The sequence below is a fragment of the Chloroflexus islandicus genome, assembly GCF_001650695.1.
In the GTDB taxonomy this organism is placed as follows: Bacteria; Chloroflexota; Chloroflexia; order Chloroflexales; family Chloroflexaceae; genus Chloroflexus; species Chloroflexus islandicus.
Genome location: NZ_LWQS01000033.1, coordinates 53,492 through 70,577, shown reverse-complemented (window position 1 = coordinate 70,577; position 17,086 = coordinate 53,492). Strand labels below are relative to the sequence as shown.

15 protein-coding genes and 1 riboswitch are annotated in these 17,086 nt (G+C 59.2%); of the genes, 5 read left to right on the top strand and 10 right to left on the bottom strand.

All coding sequences use genetic code 11. The features are described from left to right. Positions 1–63 precede the first annotated feature (63 nt). A complete protein-coding gene (locus A6A03_RS02545; RefSeq protein WP_066783258.1) occupies positions 64–864 on the top strand; it encodes a slipin family protein in 801 nt (266 codons plus the stop codon). 100 nt (positions 865–964) lie between these two features. Here A6A03_RS02545 and A6A03_RS02540 read toward each other — a convergent pair whose 3' ends face one another. From A6A03_RS02540 to A6A03_RS02525, 4 genes are all read right to left on the bottom strand, one after another. Then, on the bottom strand, positions 965–1,858 hold the full coding sequence (locus tag A6A03_RS02540) for a DMT family transporter (RefSeq protein ID WP_066783256.1): 894 nt from the start codon (positions 1,856–1,858) through the stop codon (positions 965–967). Between the two features lie 90 nt (positions 1,859–1,948). Then, positions 1,949–3,094, bottom strand: a complete 1,146-nt coding sequence (rpoD, locus tag A6A03_RS02535; protein WP_066783251.1) for an RNA polymerase sigma factor RpoD — start codon at positions 3,092–3,094, stop codon at positions 1,949–1,951. A 331-nt stretch (positions 3,095–3,425) separates the two neighbouring features. Further along, complete coding sequence (locus tag A6A03_RS02530) at positions 3,426–4,280, bottom strand: 3'-5' exonuclease (protein ID WP_066783249.1); 855 nt, start codon at positions 4,278–4,280, stop codon at positions 3,426–3,428. Then, positions 4,277–5,512, bottom strand: a complete 1,236-nt coding sequence (locus tag A6A03_RS02525; protein ID WP_066783247.1) for an SH3 domain-containing protein — start codon at positions 5,510–5,512, stop codon at positions 4,277–4,279. The genes A6A03_RS02530 and A6A03_RS02525 overlap by 4 nt, the downstream gene beginning before the upstream one ends. Before the next feature lie 331 nt (positions 5,513–5,843). Between A6A03_RS02525 and metG the strand changes: the two genes are divergently transcribed. Next, positions 5,844–7,646, top strand: coding sequence for a methionine--tRNA ligase (gene metG / locus A6A03_RS02520; protein ID WP_066783245.1), 1,803 nt, complete (start codon positions 5,844–5,846; stop codon positions 7,644–7,646). 55 nt (positions 7,647–7,701) lie between these two features. Here the strand turns inward: metG and A6A03_RS02515 are convergent, their stop codons facing one another. Beyond that, positions 7,702–8,289, bottom strand: a complete 588-nt coding sequence (locus A6A03_RS02515; protein ID WP_066783243.1) for a DoxX family membrane protein — start codon at positions 8,287–8,289, stop codon at positions 7,702–7,704. A gap of 431 nt (positions 8,290–8,720) precedes the next feature. Here A6A03_RS02515 and A6A03_RS20800 point away from each other — a divergent pair, with 431 nt between their 5' ends. From A6A03_RS20800 to A6A03_RS02505, 3 genes are all read left to right on the top strand, one after another. Beyond that, complete coding sequence (locus tag A6A03_RS20800) at positions 8,721–8,873, top strand: hypothetical protein (RefSeq protein WP_245668783.1); 153 nt, start codon at positions 8,721–8,723, stop codon at positions 8,871–8,873. An 18-nt stretch (positions 8,874–8,891) separates the two neighbouring features. Then, the gene (locus A6A03_RS02510; RefSeq protein ID WP_245668781.1) at positions 8,892–9,749 is read left to right on the top strand and encodes a hypothetical protein; all 858 of its coding nucleotides are present in this window, start codon (positions 8,892–8,894) and stop codon (positions 9,747–9,749) included. A gap of 239 nt (positions 9,750–9,988) precedes the next feature. Further along, the gene (locus A6A03_RS02505; RefSeq protein WP_066783241.1) at positions 9,989–11,014 is read left to right on the top strand and encodes a hypothetical protein; all 1,026 of its coding nucleotides are present in this window, start codon (positions 9,989–9,991) and stop codon (positions 11,012–11,014) included. A gap of 213 nt (positions 11,015–11,227) precedes the next feature. On the opposite strand, the gene A6A03_RS20795 is transcribed toward A6A03_RS02505, so the two are convergent. The 5 genes from A6A03_RS20795 to A6A03_RS02480 form a co-directional block, all read right to left on the bottom strand. Next, positions 11,228–11,395, bottom strand: coding sequence for a hypothetical protein (locus A6A03_RS20795; protein ID WP_245668779.1), 168 nt, complete (start codon positions 11,393–11,395; stop codon positions 11,228–11,230). A gap of 204 nt (positions 11,396–11,599) precedes the next feature. Next, positions 11,600–12,460, bottom strand: coding sequence for an FAD binding domain-containing protein (locus A6A03_RS02495; protein WP_066783239.1), 861 nt, complete (start codon positions 12,458–12,460; stop codon positions 11,600–11,602). Positions 12,461–12,525: 65 nt separating this feature from the next. After that, positions 12,526–14,889, bottom strand: a complete 2,364-nt coding sequence (locus A6A03_RS02490) for a xanthine dehydrogenase family protein molybdopterin-binding subunit (protein ID WP_066783237.1) — start codon at positions 14,887–14,889, stop codon at positions 12,526–12,528. A gap of 44 nt (positions 14,890–14,933) precedes the next feature. Beyond that, entirely contained in the window at positions 14,934–15,416 is a 483-nt protein-coding gene (locus tag A6A03_RS02485; RefSeq protein WP_066783235.1) for a (2Fe-2S)-binding protein, read from the bottom strand. Positions 15,417–15,793: 377 nt separating this feature from the next. Next, positions 15,794–16,552: an SRPBCC family protein gene (locus A6A03_RS02480; RefSeq protein ID WP_066783234.1), complete on the bottom strand. Its 759-nt coding sequence runs from the start codon at positions 16,550–16,552 to the stop codon at positions 15,794–15,796. Positions 16,553–16,912: 360 nt separating this feature from the next. Further along, positions 16,913–17,024: riboswitch (SAM riboswitch) on the top strand. Positions 17,025–17,086 lie beyond the last annotated feature (62 nt).

Genomic DNA, 17,086 nt, shown 5'->3' with positions numbered 1-17,086 from the left:
CGCAACCGTGCGGAGCATGGACGTGCGTCGCTCCAGAGATTTCTTACGGAAAGGGGTTAGGGCATGAGTGGTGTCACATTTTTCCTCTTGGCCTGTCTGGCGGTGTTGGCGTTTATCGCGTTGATGATCTTGCTCTCGGCGATCAAGATTGTGCCGGAATACGAGCGGGGTGTGATCTTCCGGTTAGGCCGGTTGATGGGGCCGCGCGGGCCGGGCATCTTCTTCGTGATCCCGATCTTCGAGCGCATGGTGCGGGTTGATATGCGTGTCATCACGATGGATGTGCCGGTGCAAGAGGTGATCACGCTCGATAACGTGACGATCAAGGTCAACGCGGTGCTCTACTTCCAAGTGATCAACCCCAACTGGGCCGTCACCAAGGTGATGGATTATATCCGGGCCACGATGCAGATCGCGCAGACGACGCTGCGGAGCGTGGTTGGCCAAGTCGAACTCGATGAGCTGTTAGCGCAGCGCGAGAAGATTAATCAGAAGCTGCAACAGATTATCGATGAACAGACCGAGCCGTGGGGGATCAAGGTGACGATCGTGGAAGTGAAAGATGTGGAGCTGCCGCAGAACATGCAGCGGGCGATGGCCCGCCAAGCCGAAGCCGAGCGTGAAAAGCGGGCCAAGCTCATCCACGCCGATGGTGAGTTGCAAGCGTCGCGCACGCTGGCCGAAGCCGCAAAGGTGCTGGCTAGCGAGCCGGTGACGTTGCAATTACGCTATCTGCAAACCTTGACCGAAATCGCCACCGAGAAGAACAGCACGATTATCTTCCCCTTGCCGATTGATACGCTCAAGGCGTTTGTAACGCCTAGCAATCCGGTCAATAATGACGTGCGCCATTCGGCGGATTAAGAAAAGGCGGCGCGCGCCGTTCTCGGCGACACCAAGCCGTTTTCCTGCTCATGATGAGGTCTGCCATTCAGGAGTGGTAGGGACGATGGACGCATCGTCCCTACCGCCGGGCAATGACCACGATGCTGGCAATCAGCAAGGCAGCGCCTACCATGCCGGTGGCGGTGAATCGTTCGCCGAGCAGGAGAATAGCCAAGAGCGCCGAACCGAGCGGTTCGAGCAGCGTGATCGTGGCCGCTGTGGTGGCGCGCACGCTGCGCATCCCGCGCACATAGAGCGCGTAGGCCAAGGCCGTCGGCACAATGCTGAGATAGATCAACACCAACCAGCCCAATGGCGGATAATCGATCACCAAGCCGGTGGTGAGAGCGGCGGGCAAGAGCAAGAGCGCGCCAAGCGCAAACGATAATGCCACCGGCACCACTGGATGGTAATTGGCAGCGATCAGGCGTGCGCCGAGCACGACCAGACTGTACGAGAAGCCGGCGGTTAGCGCCAGCGCCGCGCCGATCAGCAAATCAGCGGTTGACTGCACCTGTGGCGCGCCGCCGACCAGCAACCCTGCGCCGAGCACAGCGCCGCCAACCGCTAGCCACGTGCTCGGTCGCAGCCGCTCGCCGAGAAAGGCGCGCGCTAACAAGGCGGTAAAGATCGGCGCGCTACAGATGTTGATCAAGACTGCCGCCGCTACGCCGAGATAGGGAATGGCGGCGAAGTAGGCGACCTGATACCCGGCAAACGCACCCCCGATCAGGGCCAGCGTCCAGCGATGGCGGGGTTGGATGCGAAACGCTTGCGGGCCGGCGAGCAGACGGGCAGTGATAAGCAACACCGGCGCCGAGAGCAGCAGCCGCAAGAAGCCAATCGAGAGCGAGTTGGTGTCAGCAACGCGGTAGAGCCAGCCTACGGCCACCCCGATCGTTCCCCACGTCAGCGCAGCGATGACTACCATCGCCACATCAAAGGGGCGTTGTGCTTCATCAAGGCGATGCATAGCAGTAATGTTCTTTCGTCAGCACAGCGAAACACAAATCAACCGCCCCCGTGAAGCTCACGGGGGCGGCTATACCAGACGCAGACCTGCTTAATCGAGATAGCCGCGCAATTTCTTGCCGAGGTGCGGGTGGCGGAGCTTGCGCAACGCCACCGCCTCGATTTGGCGGATGCGCTCGCGGGTGATGCCAAACTCGATCCCCACCTCTTCGAGGGTGCGGTAGCGGCCATCCTTGAGACCGTAGCGCAACTGGATAATCTTGCGCTCGCGCTCAGGCAGCTTCATCAGCACCTCTTCAAGCTGTTCGCGCAGCAATGAGGCCGCTGCCGCTTCAGCCGGTGTCGAGATGCGATCGTCTTCGATAAAATCACCCATACGGCCTTCGCCCTCTTGGCCGACCGGCATCTCCAGCGAGAGCGGGTGCATGCTGGCTTCGAGCGTGCGGCGCACCTTACCTGCCGAAATGCCCATCGCATCGGCAATCTCTTCCGGGGTCGGCTCACGCTGCATCGTCTGCTGGAGGCGATGCGAGGTGCGCTTGACTTGGCTGATGGCCTCTCCCATATGCACCGGCAAGCGGATGGTGCGGCTCTGATCGGCGATAGCACGGGTAATCGCCTGCCGGATCCACCACGTCGCGTAGGTGCTGAACTTGTGGCCCTTCTTGTAATCAAACTTCTCAACTGCCCGCATGAGGCCGATATTGCCCTCTTGCACCAGATCCATCATCGTCAGGCCATACGAGGTGTATTTCTTGGCAATACTCACAACAAGCCGCAAATTGGCCTGAATCAGGTGATGGCGCGCATCTTGCCCTTGCTGAACGGCGCGTTCCAATTCAAAACGTTCGCGGGCAGAAGCATACTCTTCGCGATCGAGCCGTTGGCGAGCCGCAGCGCCGGCCTCCATCGCTTTAGCTAATTCAACCTCTTGCTCGGCGGTCAGGAGCGGCACTTGCCCAATCTCTTGCAAATACATCCGCACCGGATCATCAAATGCAATATCACCCAGATCGGGCAATTCGGCAATTAATTCATGCTCTGCATCTGGTTCAAAATCAGTCGGCCCTTCAAGCTCATCAGTTGACTCGACGACTTTGATCCCCTCGGCTTGCAGCATTGCATAGAGCTGATCAATCTCGGCAATGTCGTGCTCAGGGTGAGGAAAGGTGGCAAGAATGTCGGCGTGGGTGATATACCCGCGCACCCGTGCTGCGGCGAGCAGTTGCTCGATCATCGCCTCTGACTCCGGTGTAGCTTTGCTCAACATCGTTCAACCAGTGCTCGGTTGATGGCGTCAGGCCGGTATGACACCATCACTAGGCCGTCATGGCGACGGCGGGCTGCTGCAACTGTCTGGCTCGACTAGCCATAGGAAAACTGAAAGGCCTCAGCGACCTGTCTGAAACGCCGGGCCTTACACGTCGCGCTCTCCGTTATGCTTTGGCAAAGAGATGGGGTTGAGAGAATGCCCTCAAACCCCAAGCTGTCATTGCGATGGAGGGACGCAGACGTGGCACCCCATTAGACGTAACTAGAGGTACTATAGCACTTTTTGCGCGCCAAAGTCAACCCCTTCTTTGGTCTGATTCGGCAGGAGAATCGGGCAAATAGGCGCTAATTTTGGCAAGCAAAAAATTGCGAATATCGTGGCGCAGGTAGCAGAAGGCGCGGATGCTGAGGCCGCTTGGCTCAACCACCAATTCTAGTGGTCGAATGCGCCGTTCGGTTGGTTGGGGACTGCTGTTTGAGGTGTAGATGATGCGCAAGGTGCCGCCGCTAGCGATTGCTTCGGCCAATGGCGGCGGCGCTTCCGGTTCGGGCTGGCCGGGGAGGAGGCCGCGGGCAAAGCGGAGCGCGTCGCCAAGGGTGGTGACGCCATAAGCGGCCATCTTGGCGACAAGCTGATCGAAGAGGGCGTTCAGTGCCAACACATCGTCCATTGCCCGGTGGGTTGGCGTTGGCAAGCCAAAGGCATTGGCCAGCGCGCCAAGGCTGAGCGAACCACGGCGAATACCGAGCCGGCGCGCTAGCTCAAGCGTGTCAAGCGCCGGGCCGGTAAGTGGTGGATGGCCGGCCCGCGCCAGTTCCATATTGAGAAAGGTTTCGTCGAACGGCAGGTTATGCGCCACGCGCACCGCATTCCGGCTGAGCTGCACCACGTGGCCGGCAATATCGGCAAACCGCGGTGCAATGAGCAAATCTTCGGTGCGCAGACCATTGATCTGCGCCGCTTGCGGATCGAGATCGCGCTCTGGGTTGAGCAAGGTTTCGATCCTGCCGGTTTCGGCGCCACCTTCGCGGCGCAGCATCGCAAGTTCGCAGACCCGATGGCCGTCGCGGATGTCGAGTCCAGTCGTTTCGACATCGAAAAAGAGCAACGGTAGCTCAGACAGCGGTTGGTGGAGATCAAGCGTGCTCATTGTGTGACCGGCACTTGCTTGGCGACATCATCAGGGATACCGAGCAGATTTGCCTGCACCCAACCCTCTTTGTCGCGAACGTTCAGCACCCGGTACCACGAGCCGTCGGCGGTGCGTGCGAGCAGCTCAACGACTTCGTTCCGTTCGACCCGATCGATTTGGGCGCTGGCGGGATCGGCGGCCAAGTAGACAGGGCCGCTGACAAAGGCCGTCACCACGTTCGCCACCGGCGTTTCGGCGGCGATCAGATCGGTAACTGCGATTAAGGTGCGGCTGACCCAGCCAATCTCATCGCGGACGGTGCGAACGTAGTACCACTCGGCGTTGGGGGTGCGGGCAAGGATTTGCACTTGTTCGCCGGCATTGATCCCGCCAATGACATTATTGATGCCGGGGAAGGGCAGCTTGCGCACATTGCCGCCGTTCGTAACCGCCACCGGCTGGCCGCTCGGTAACGCCGGGGTCGGGGTGGCGGTGGGTGTTGGCGGCGGGGTCGGGGTGATTTGGCCAACCGGGGCCGGCGTAGCCGTCGGAGTAACCGTTGGCGCTGCGGCGACTTCACCGTAAAAGGCCGCTGCAAACCGTTCTGGAATCACCAGCTCGGCCTCGGCGCTGACGCTGCCGTCAGCAGCGCTGACAACCACCGTGTAACGGGGGCCGGCTGGTGTGGGGTCGCCATCAGCCAGCTTCGCTGCCCGGAGATCGCCGCGATCACGCCGGATGCGGATCGTCTGGGCCGGATCAATCCAGCGCAACGGTTGGCCGTCGGCGCGCAATTCGACCTGCAACTCGGTCTCATCGGCGAGGCCGGTGCTGCGTACCCGGATATTAATCGTCGGCGGCTCGGCCCGCACGACGGTGGCATCTTCGATCGTGAGCGTGATCGGCACCGGCGAAGGGGTGGGGGTCGGCGGCGGCCCAGCAGTGCGATCATTGTTGAGGCTCAATACGAGCACGCCAATCCCTAAACACAGCAAGATGGGAATAAGCACAAAGAGAATCTTTGCCGCCAGCGAAAGATTGCGCAGCCGATCTTGCCAACTCTGCGGCTCTTCGAGCGGTACAGCGGTATAGTCAATGGTGGTTGCCGGCGGAATCTCAGGAATCGGTGGCGCCTGATTGGCAGCGCGCCGCCGGCGAATGATCACCACTACCAGCAGAATGATAACGAGGCCGAGAACGATGAGACCAATCGCTAAGGGTGGTGATATCTGATTGAGTGTTGTTTGCATGAGCAACCTCAGTCACAACGGCTTCAGATGCTTATAATATGCGAATCTGGCGCTATCTGCAACTATCGGCTGTGTTATACTACATCTTGCTACGCTTGACGCGCGCGGAGTTCGCATGAATCGCAGTTTGGCAAGCAATCCGGTTCGCTGCGCTTTTCGACCGATCCACTGGCCCGGTCTACGCCTCACTGCCCGTGGTTTTATGGCGGGCTAACCGCCATTTCTCCTCTGAGAATCTCAGTTGTGTTCCTTGTGGGTGGTTGGTTCTGCTCGATTGCAGGTTGTTTCGCCAGAAAACTGTTCAGTTTGAGGCTTATTTTGAGGTGCGATTATGCCTGAGCATATTTTAGTTGCGGTAGCGTGGCCGTATGCCAATGGGCCGCGCCATATCGGCCACGTGGCCGGTTTTGGCGTGCCAGCCGATATTTTTGCCCGGTATCACCGGTTGCGGGGCAATCACGTATTGATGATTTCGGGCACCGATGAGCATGGCACGCCGATCACGCTGGTGGCCGATAAAGAGGGCACAACGCCGCAAGCGATCGCCGATCGCTACAACAAGATTATCGGCGATGACTTGTACCATCTGGGGCTGAGCTACGATACCTTTACCCGCACCACTACGGCCAACCACTATGCGGTAACGCAAGATATCTTCCGCACCCTGTACGAACGCGGCTACATCATTCGCCAAGAGACCTTGGGCGCCTTCTCGGCGACGACCGGGCGCACGTTGCCCGATCGCTACATCGAGGGGACGTGCCCGCTCTGCGGGTACGATGAAGCGCGCGGCGATCAGTGCGATAACTGCGGCAGCCAGCTTGATCCGACCGACTTGATCAACCCGCGCTCGAAGGTTGATGGCCAGCCGCCGGTGTTTAAGCCGACCGAGCACTTCTTCCTCGACCTGCCGGCCTTTGCCGAGCAGTTGCGCACGTGGATTGACCAGCAAGGCCACTGGCGGCCCAACGTGCGCAACTGCTCGCTCAACTTCCTCAAAGACCTCAAGCCGCGCGCGATCACCCGCGATCTTGAGTGGGGCGTGCCGATCCCGCTGCCCGAATACGCCAACCGCGACGACAAAAAGATTTACGTCTGGTTCGACGCTGTGATCGGGTATCTCTCGGCCAGTATCGAGTGGGCAATCAACCGCGGTGAGCCGGATGCGTGGCGGGAGTGGTGGCAAAACCCTGATTCGCGCCATTTCTACTTCATGGGCAAAGACAACATCGTCTTTCACACCGTGATCTGGCCAGCGATGCTGCTCGGCTACGGCGCGGGCGGCCAATACGGCGCCAATCCGGGTGGGAAGTACGATGGCATCCCGCTGCAACTGCCCTACAACGTCGTGTCGAGCGAATTTCTGACCATGGAGGGCAAGAAGTTTTCGAGTTCGCGCGGGATTGTGATCTACGTCAACGATTTTCTCAGCCGCTACGACGCCGATGCGTTGCGCTACTTCCTGACCATCGCCGGGCCGGAAAATCAAGATACCGACTTCACGTGGGCCGAGTTTGTGCGGCGCAACAACGATGAATTGGTGGCGACGTGGGGCAATCTGGTCAACCGCACCCTGAGCAACGTCTACAAAAACTTTGGCAGCGTACCGCAACCCGGCCCGCTCACGGCGGCTGATGAGCAGGTCTTGGCCGAAGTGACCGGCGGGATCGCGACGGTGGGCGAATTGCTGGCGGGGGCGCGGTTCAAAGCTGCATTGAGCGAAGCGATGCGGCTGGCGGCCCAAGTCAATATCTACCTGAGCGAGCAAGAGCCGTGGAAGGTGATCAAGAACGATCGCGAGCGCGCGGCCACGATCTGGTACGTCGCGTTGCGCTGTGTTGATACGCTCAAGATCATCTTTACCCCCTTCTTGCCCTTCTCAAGCCAGCGCCTGCACGAGTACTTGGGCTATGACGGCTATATCGCTGGGCCGCTCCGCTTCCAAGAGGTGACCGAAGCCGATGGCCGCACCCACCGCGTGCTTACCGGCGACTACGACCAGTGGGTCGGGCGGTGGGAACCGTCGGCCTTGCCGGTGGGGCAGGCCTTGCGCCAGCCGCAGCCGCTCTTCAAGAAGCTGGATGAAGCGGTGGTCGAAGAGGAACTGGCGCGCATGCAGAGCCGGGCGAAGTGATGGCACGAGGAAAGGGGCCTTGCACGGCAAGGCCCCTCCCTGCGTCGCCGTTCTGTCACGCCGCCGCTGATGCCGGTCGGGCCGGTTTGTTGCGACCCCACGGCGTGCCGAGCAACGGCAACAGGTAGTAATCAAGCCCGTAGTAACCGGCTACCTTCCATCCCAGCATCAGAATGATAGCGAGGGTGAACATCACCGGGTTGGTGCTAGCAGTGCCGGCCAGCATAAAGTTGAAGTTCATCAGCGCCCCAAAGAAGGCCGAGAAGCCGACCAAACCGCCGACAATCAAGCCGATGCCGACTAGAATCTCGCCGTAGACGACGAGCTTGGCGAACCACGTATGCGATTCGGTGTCGATCAAGAATTGAATGAACGAGCGATACCAATCGTAGGTGATCGGCGGGCGTCCGGTTTCAGGAATCACCACTGCATTCTTCCAGAACCCTAACAGCGCCGTACCGTTCTCCATCCATGCCGGGTTGTTAAATTTCCCCCACCCCGATGTCAGCCACGAATAGCCGAGAAACAGCCGGATAATCAGAAACAACCACGCGAACTTGGTGCTGCTGAAGAGGGCTTGCACGAAGGGCGGATCAGGGAATTGGACTTCGCCGCGCTCGTTGACGGGGGTTTTCGGTAGCATTGCTGGCCTCCTTGCCATCTTGCTTGTGAACGATTTCTTGTGTTCATTGTAGCAAAAAACGGCAACTTTTGACTAAACAAATGATAATCGTAGGTTAAGGAAAAGTTGCTGGGAACGCGATGGCTATAAGCTCGCTCGGCACTGAAATGGAAAGCGTGAGTACACTGATGAAGTGCGCGTGGCGAGAAGGTTGTGCTGCGGCGACAGGCATGAGGAAGAGACAGTAAGGTTATGGTAAACAAGCTCATACAACAATATTACATAATATTGTCTTCAATTTTGTAAGCATATAAAGATACTGACTAAATATTTATATAATATTAGATAAATTTTGTTATCAAAACAGTGTTTTGTTTTAAATTAAATAGGGTATAATACAACCTGCCGGTCACTGGTTCTCGCTTGAGTTGCAACCCTACTGGAGGCTTGGCATGAAGTCGCGTTGGGGGCGCCTGTTCGCAATGGCGATGATGGCAACGTTGTTGGCAACGTTGATGCCGGCAGCACCTGCGCAGGTACAGGATCGAATCTGTTTCAATGAAGTGCCGGATTGCATCGAGGGCCGGTTTGCTGAGTTTTGGTAGCAGAACGGCGGCTTGCCGGTGTTTGGCTTTCCGATTACTCCTGCCTTTGAGCAAGAGGTGGAAGGCAAGGTGCGGCTAGTGCAAATCTTTGAGCGCAACCGCTTCGAGCTGCACCCAGAGAACGCGCGTCCCTATGATGTGCTGTTGGGCCGGCTGAGTGATGAGCTGTTGCAATGGCGCGGCACGCCGTGGCAGGAGGAGCCGAAAGCGCCAACGACGCAGCAGGCCGGCTGCCGCTATTTTGCCCAGACCGAACATCTCGTGTGCGATGCCTTCTTGCGCTATTGGCAGTCGCACGGCTTGGAGTTTGACGGCAAGCGCGGCTTTAGCGAGGCCGAGAGCTTGGCGCTGTTCGGTTTGCCGTTGACCGAAGCGCGGGTTGAGACCAACTCGTCAGGGGATACGGTGCTGACGCAATGGTTCGAGCGGGCGCGCTTCGAGCTGCATACCAACCTTGGGCCGGATGTGGTGCTGTTGGGCTTGCTCGGACGTGAGGCGTTCGAGCCGCCGATTGATCAGCCGAACGATCCGCGCTGTGCCGATATTCCGGATCCGGTTAATGGCTACGTGGAGCCAAACTGCTTAGCCGCATCAGAGCTGAGCGGGTGGTTTGTCTTTCTCTTGGCGTCTGGTTTTCGTTACGGCGAACCGGTTGCTATCACGCTGACATTGACTGATACTGGTGAGAACATCAGTTTAGAGTTCTCCGGCGGGGAGTTACGGGCCAACAACGAAGACGAGGGATTTCCGGGTTTTGTCGTTATGAACTACTATCCAGAAGGTTTGGCGCCGGGTCTCTACGCTTTCACCATCGAAGGCTTGCAGTCTGGCCATAAAGCCGTCTTGTTCTTCAAAGTTATTGAAGACGGTCGCTGATTAGGTTCACGTATCCGTCTGGCAAACTCCCGCGCGGTGTGACCGGTGCGCGGGAGTTTTGATTGATAAATGAATTTATGTGTTTTTTTGAATATAGATAAATTAGAATATAATGTTTTAATTAATAATTTCAAAGCTCTTGATAAGGTTGATTTCCGTCTTGATTTTGGTGTGCAATTTTGATATTGTATTCTCGCCGGCTATATCTCTGTTGTCTGAAGACATTGTGGAGGCTTCGCATGATCTCACGCTGGTTGCACCTGTTTACAATGCTGGTTGTGGCGGCATCGCTGGTAGCGCTGATGCCGGCAGCACCCGCGCAGGCGCAGAATCGGATCTGTTTTAATGAGGTGCCGGATTGTATCGAAGGCCGGTTTGCCGAATACTGGCAGCAGAACGGTGGTTTGCCGGTGTTTGGCTTCCCGATCACGCCTGCGTTTCAGCAGGAGGTGGAAGGCAAGGTGCGGCTAGTGCAAATCTTCGAGCGCAACCGCTTCGAGCTGCACCCAGAGAATGCGCGTCCCTATGACGTGCTGCTTGGACGGTTGGGCGATGATTTGTTGCAGCGACGCGGCACGCCGTGGCAGAACGAGCCGAAAGCCTCCACAACCCAACAGGCCGGTTGCCGCTACTTTGCCCAGACCCAACATCTGGTGTGCGATGCCTTCTTGCGCTATTGGCAGTCACATGGGTTGGATTTTGATGGCCGGCGCGGCTTTAGCGAAGCCGAAAGCTTGGCATTATTCGGCTTACCGTTGACTGAAGCGCGAGTCGAAACCAACTCGTCAGGGGATACGGTGTTGACGCAGTGGTTTGAGCGGGCGCGCTTCGAGCTGCATACCAACCTTGGGCCGGATGTGGTGCTGTTGGGCTTGCTCGGTCGTGAGGCGTTTGCGCCACAACCGGCGCCGCAACCCACGCCGCAACCTACCCCGCCGCCGGCGCCAGCCGATCCCTGCGCCGATATTCCGGCGCCGGTGAACGCTTTCATTGAACCGGCCTGTATTCAGGGTAGTGATACGGTAGTTGTCGCAGTGCTGGGGTATGGCTTTAACCCCGGTGAGCGGATTGGCGCCTACTTCACTTTTGTGGCGACTGGCGAGGTGGTAGGGGTGCAAATCATTGGCGGCGATACTGCCGATGCGGATGGTACATTTTTGGTTACCTTCCTCGTCGACCCTGCGCTAGCGAAGGGTCTCTATGCGCTAACCCTCGAAGGGGTGCAATCCGGCAACAAGGCGATTGTCTTCTTCAAGAAGGTATAATGCCATTGCGCAGCCGATAATTCTTTGAAACAACACCCCCCGCGCGTTGTGCCGGTGCGCGGGGGGTGTTTACTCAACTGCGTTGCGTTGCTGTAACCATGCGCGAATATACGCAACGAATTGATGTACATCATTGAGATTTTGATCAACTTTGTCCCAATCAATTCATAAATATTCGTGGATTAACATGTTGCGAAAGCTGGCAATCAGCGCTCATTGGATGGCAAAATCTGGGGGAAGTACACCAAGCTCACCCATCCTCAGAATGGCATCACGATCATCACGCGGTTTACGCGCTTCATCGTGCAGCCACTTCGAGATGACGCTCAGCAATGTCACGCAGATACGGATCGCGGTCAACATCTGAACGTGGCCGTTCACAGCGTGGAGTCAAGCGTGCCAAGCGTTCGTTGAGTTCGTCTCAATGCCGCTCGATACCGCTGAATTCGACGCTCATCACCGGCTCCATCCTTACATTGCAGCGGGTACGATGATTGTAATACGCCGGCAGAAGCTATGAATCGCAAGGGCGGGTTGCAAACCCGCCCTTGCCTGCTGCGCTCCTCAATTTCTGCTAGATATCACCTACCGAGCCCGCTCGATCGCCTTGAGCAAAGCGCGTTTGGCATAGACCTTGCACATTGCTCGCCGGTACTCTTCGCTGGCGTGGATGTCGCCGAGCATCTCCATGCCTTCGCCGGCATGGGCCGCGGCGGCGGCTACCGCATCGGCGCTGCCGTCAGTGCCGATCAGCGCCTGCTCGACCGCGGTCTGGCGTTCAGCTTTGGGGCCGGCGCCGGTGATTGCTACCCGGCACGCCGTCACCTGTCCGTTCTCCATTTTGACATACGCGGCTGCGCCAACGATAGCATAGCGGCTAGCTGGATGGGGAAACTTGGCGTAGGCCGAGCCTTCGCCGGGGCCGTGGCTCGTGAACGTGATCGCGGTAATAATCTCACCCGGTTCGAGAGCCGTGCTCAGCATGTCGGTGAAGAAATCGGCGGCAGCAATCGCGCGCGGGCCGTTGGGGCCTTCGACGTGAATCTGGGCATCGACGGCGAGCACCACTGCCGGCATATCGGCGGCAGGGTCGGCGTGGGCCAGCGAACCGCCGATCGTGCCGCGGTTGCGCACCTGAATGTCACCAATCAGGCCGACCGCATCGGCCATCGCCGGGCAGGCCTTGGCCAACGCCGCGTGGTGCTCGATCGCGCTCCACGTCGTCATCGCGCCGATCTCCACCGTCCCGTTCACCTTAATCCCGCGTAGTTCCGCCACCCGGTTGATGTCGATCAACACACTCGGCGCAGCGAGTCGCAGCTTCATCGCCGGCAACAGCGAGTGGCCGCCGGCCAGAATCTTGGCATCGTCGCCGTGCTGCTGCAACAGCGTCAGCGCCTCGGCGAGGCTGGTTGGCGCGTAATAATCAAATGGGGCTGGAATCATAGTTGCTCCCTTATGCGTCACAGCAGGCGCAGGCCAAATCTGTCCCGCGCCTGCGCTCCACTCGTTTACTTCCCGTGAATCGCCTTCCAAATCCGCTCCGGCGTCGCCGGCATCTGCAGATGCTTGACGCCGAACGGCGCCAGCGCATCGATGATCGCGTTCATCACGCACTGCGCCGAGGCAATCGTGCCCGCCTCGCCGGCCCCCTTCACGCCGAGCGGATTCACCGGCGACGGCGTAACGGTATAGTCGGTCTCGATGTGCGGCACCATCGCCGCCGTCGGCACCGCATAGTCCATGAGGGTGCCGGTCAGCAACTGGCCGTCTTCGTCATAGACCGCGCCTTCGTAGAGCGCCTGCGCCAGACCCTGCGCAATGCCGCCGTGGATCTGGCCCTCGACGATCAGCGGGTTGATCTGGTTGCCGCAGTCATCAACGGCGATATAGCGCAACAGTTTGACGTGGCCGGTTTCAGGATCGACCTCGACGATACAGACGTGGGTGCCGAAGGGGAAGGTGCAGTTCGGTGGATCGTAGTAGCTGGTCTCGTCGAGGAACGGTTCCATGCCGGGGGGCAGGTTATACGCGACGGCGGCAGCGGCGGCTAACTCGCCAATCGTCTTGCCCTTGTCGGGTGAACCTTTGACATAGGCGCGGCCATTCTCGAACACGATGTCGGCCTCGTTGGCCTCCAGCAGGTGAGCGGCCAGCTTGCGCGCCTTCTCTTTAATCTTATCGACGCTGCGCTTGATCGCCACCCCGCCGACGGCCAGCGAGCGCGAACCGTAGGTGCCGTAGCCGAACGGCGTGCCTTGGGTGTCGCCCCACTGTACTTCGACATCCTCGTAGGGCACCCCCAGCTCGTCGGCCACGATCTGGGCAAAGGTCGTCTCGAGCCCTTGCCCGTGCGGCAACGAACCGGTGGTCACTACCACCTTGCCGGTGAGATGGACGCGGACGTTGGCGCTTTCCCAAAGACCGGCGCCCCAACCTTGGCCGCCCATCCACGCGCTTGGCGCGATGCCGCAAATCTCAACATACGACGAGATGCCGATGCCGAGGTAGCGACCCTGCTGGCGCAGTTCGGCTTGCTGCTTGCGGAACTCGGCGTAGCCAGCGATTTCGAGCGCCTTATTCAAGGCCGGCTCGTAGTTGCCGCTATCGTAGGGCAGCAGCCCCAACCCGTTATCGTAGGGGAAGTCTTCGGGTTGGATGAAATTCTTGCGCCGCACCTCTGCCGGATCCATCCCGATCTCAGCGGCGAACCGATCGACCATGCGCTCGATCAGGTAGCTGGCTTCGGGCCGGCCAGCGCCGCGGTAGGCATCAACCATCGCGGTGTTGGTATACGCGCCGGTGACGTGGACATACGCTGCCGGAATCTTGTAGACGCCGGTGATAATGCGCCCGTAGAGGGTCGTCGGGATGCCGGCGGCCACGGTCGAGAAATAGGCGCCGATATTCGCCCACGTCTTCACGCGCAGACCGGTAATCTTACCGTCGCGAGTGCCGGCCAGTTCGGCCTCGGTGATATGGTCGCGCCCGTGAGTCGAATACTTATAATTCTCGGAGCGGTCTTCGACAAACTTCACCGGGCGGCCCAGCTTGCGCGCGGCCCACATGGTGAAGGCCATATCGTTGTAGCAGAAGATCTTCTGGCCAAAACCGCCGCCGACATTCGGGGCAATGCAGCGCAGCTTGGTTTCGGGCACGCCGAAGACGAACGCAGTCAGCAGCAAGCGATGGACGTGCGGCGCCTGCGAGGTCATCCAGACCGTCCACTCGCCAGTGAGGGCATCGTAGCGGGCAATCGAGCCGCGGGTCTCCATCGGGGTGGGGATCAGGCGCTGGTTAATAATCTCCTCTTTCACCACCACCTCGGCGCTAGCGATGGCCGCATCGGCTGCCGCCTTATTGCCGCACTCCCACTCAAACACGATATTGTTCGGCGCCGCCTCGTGAATCTGGGGTGCGCCGGGTTCGACCGCCTTGCGGGCATCGACCACTGCCGGCAGTGGTTCGTACTCTACTTCGACCGCATCAGCCGCATCGCGAGCGGTATAGCGATCTTCAGCCACCACCATCGCCACCGGGTCACCCACCAGCGCCACCTTATCGACGGCCAGCGCACGCGGCGGCACCGGATAATTCTTCACCCCAGCCGCTTGCCACGCCGCCGGCATCGGATTGATATCGAGCATATCCTTGCCGGTAAAGACGGCGACCACGCCGGGCATTGCCAGCGCCTTGCTCGCATCGATCGAAACGATCTTGGCGTGGGCATGGGGGCTGCGCACCAGCGCGATGTGCAGCATACCGGGCAGCTTAATATCATCGAGATAATTGCCGTGACCAGTAATTAGCTTCGGGTCTTCCCGGCGCTTCAGCGCCCGCCCAACCAGTCGCTCCTTCAGCTCGGTAGCGGTCATCCTCGACTCCTCACTAGGTTCGTTGTGAACAGTTGCCGGTCGAATTAGTCAGCAGCCTGCGTCGCCGCCATCTTCTCGGCAGCGTAGCGCACTGCGCGGACAATGTTCTCGTAGCCGGTGCAGCGGCAGAGGTTGCCTTCAAGGCCGTGGCGGATCTCTTCATCAGTGGGATTAGGGTTGCGCTTAAGCAGATCAGCGGCGGCCATGATCATGCCGGGGGTGCAAAAGCCGCACTGAAGACCGTGCTTCTCCCAGAAACCTTCTTGCAGCGGATGGAGCTGGCCATTATGCGCCAGCCCTTCGATCGTCGTAATCTCGGCGCCATCACATTGAACGGCCAGCGTGGTGCAAGACTTGACACTGACCCCATTGATGTGAACGACGCAGGCGCCGCACTGGCTCGTGTCGCACCCAATATGGGTGCCAGTCAGATTGAGATGCTCGCGCAGGTAATGAACCAGCAGCAAGCGCGGCTCAACCTCGCTGGTGTAGCGAACGCCGTTGACCGTGACCGTAATCGTTGTCACTCTCCAACCTCCTCGTTGACTGCGAAGCGAACTATACAAATCGGGACGGAACGCTGGTAATCGGCTAAGACCCTCCCAAACACCCCGGTTTGGCAGTTTAGAGGCGGACAGAACATCTGATCTGGGCTAGGGGTACAAAGCCCGCTGCGCGGGCTGACAGCCCTCACCCCAGCCCCTCTCCCACTAACGCGGGAGAGGGAAGCGTACCACCAAGCTTTCAGGCAGCGCACAGCGATCAATGGTTACACTCAGCCAAATGTTCTGTCCGTCCCTCTAGGGTTGTACATTGCTCTTTTGTCCCCCTCCTCGTCTATTCCCGCGGAACGCAGGCTCTGCTCTCTGCCCGGCGCACAGTGGGCAGGCCGGCGTTCAGGCCTCTAGCCAGACCGGCGCTGGCCGAGCAAATAGCCGAGCAAGAAAGCGACAATCACCCACGGCACCCATGGACGCTCCTTCAGAAAATCCTCGACCACGCCGAGGGCGACATCAACCTCGCTCAGTCCTTCACCAGCAGGCACGTGGATGGTACGCCGGAAAGCGGGCGCCTCAGCCGGTTCGGGTGCAGGTGCGGCGGCTGGGGCAGGCGAGGGCGCGGCGACCGGTTCGGGTGCAGGTGCGGCGGCTGGGGCAGGCGAGGGCACGGCGACCGGTTCGGGTGCGGCGGCTGGGGCAGGCGTAGCTTCGACACTGCCGGCGCGCCGCGCTTCGATCTGGGCCGCGAGCGCCTTCAGACTCTGCGCAATCAGTGTTTTGGCGGCGCCATCGAGCAGGCGCTGGCCAACACTGGCAATAGTACCGCCTACATGCGCCTCGCCCCCGTAATCGAGGATCGTCTGGCCGTTTTCTTCGCGCAGGGTAATGCTGCCCGAACCCTTCAGAAAGCCATTGCTCCCCTTGCCATCGACGTGAATCTCATACGACTCAGGCGCCTGAATATTGTCGATCTTCACCCGTCCGCTATACACGCCACGCACCGCTTGGAGGCCAATTTTCAGCGTGCTCTCGTATTCGTTTTCGCCAACTTGCTCAAGACGCTGGCAACCGGGAATGGTGCGGGCTAAGACTTCCGGATCATTCAACGCAGCCCACACCTCATCACGGCTAGCCGCAAAGGTGTAATTGCCGGCGATCTTCACACTGACTCCTTGCTGCCCGGTTCGGAGGTATTGAGCCGGGCAACCTCTGTAGGAAGACGAGTATACCTTGTGTGTCCCATACTCTCCCCGCAGAACCGGGAGAGCATGCTCCACACTGGTAGTATACTCGAGATGGTCTTATGTGCGTTTCGTTATGGGTTCCATATCTATCGTACTCAATAGCACAGTCTTTGTCAAGGCAATGTGCAGGTCGAGTTGGCTGCGGTATGGCATGGGCTGGGAACGAAAACGGGGCAAAATTCCTTGCCGAGATACTTGACAAAGACACGTCGCATAGTTTATATTACCAACAACGTACTGGTGTAGGCGACACCAACGCGCACCTCAACAACATACACGCACTCATCCAGAGCGGTGGAGGGACCGGCCCGTTGAAACCGCAGCAACCCTCGCATGCGTCGCCGCGTGCGAACGGTGCTAATTCCGGCAGAAGTGTTCTGGAAGATGAGCGACGTGGCAGCGCGGCTTGCCGCAATGATTTCACGCCCTCATCGCACGTTGAGGGCGTTTTTG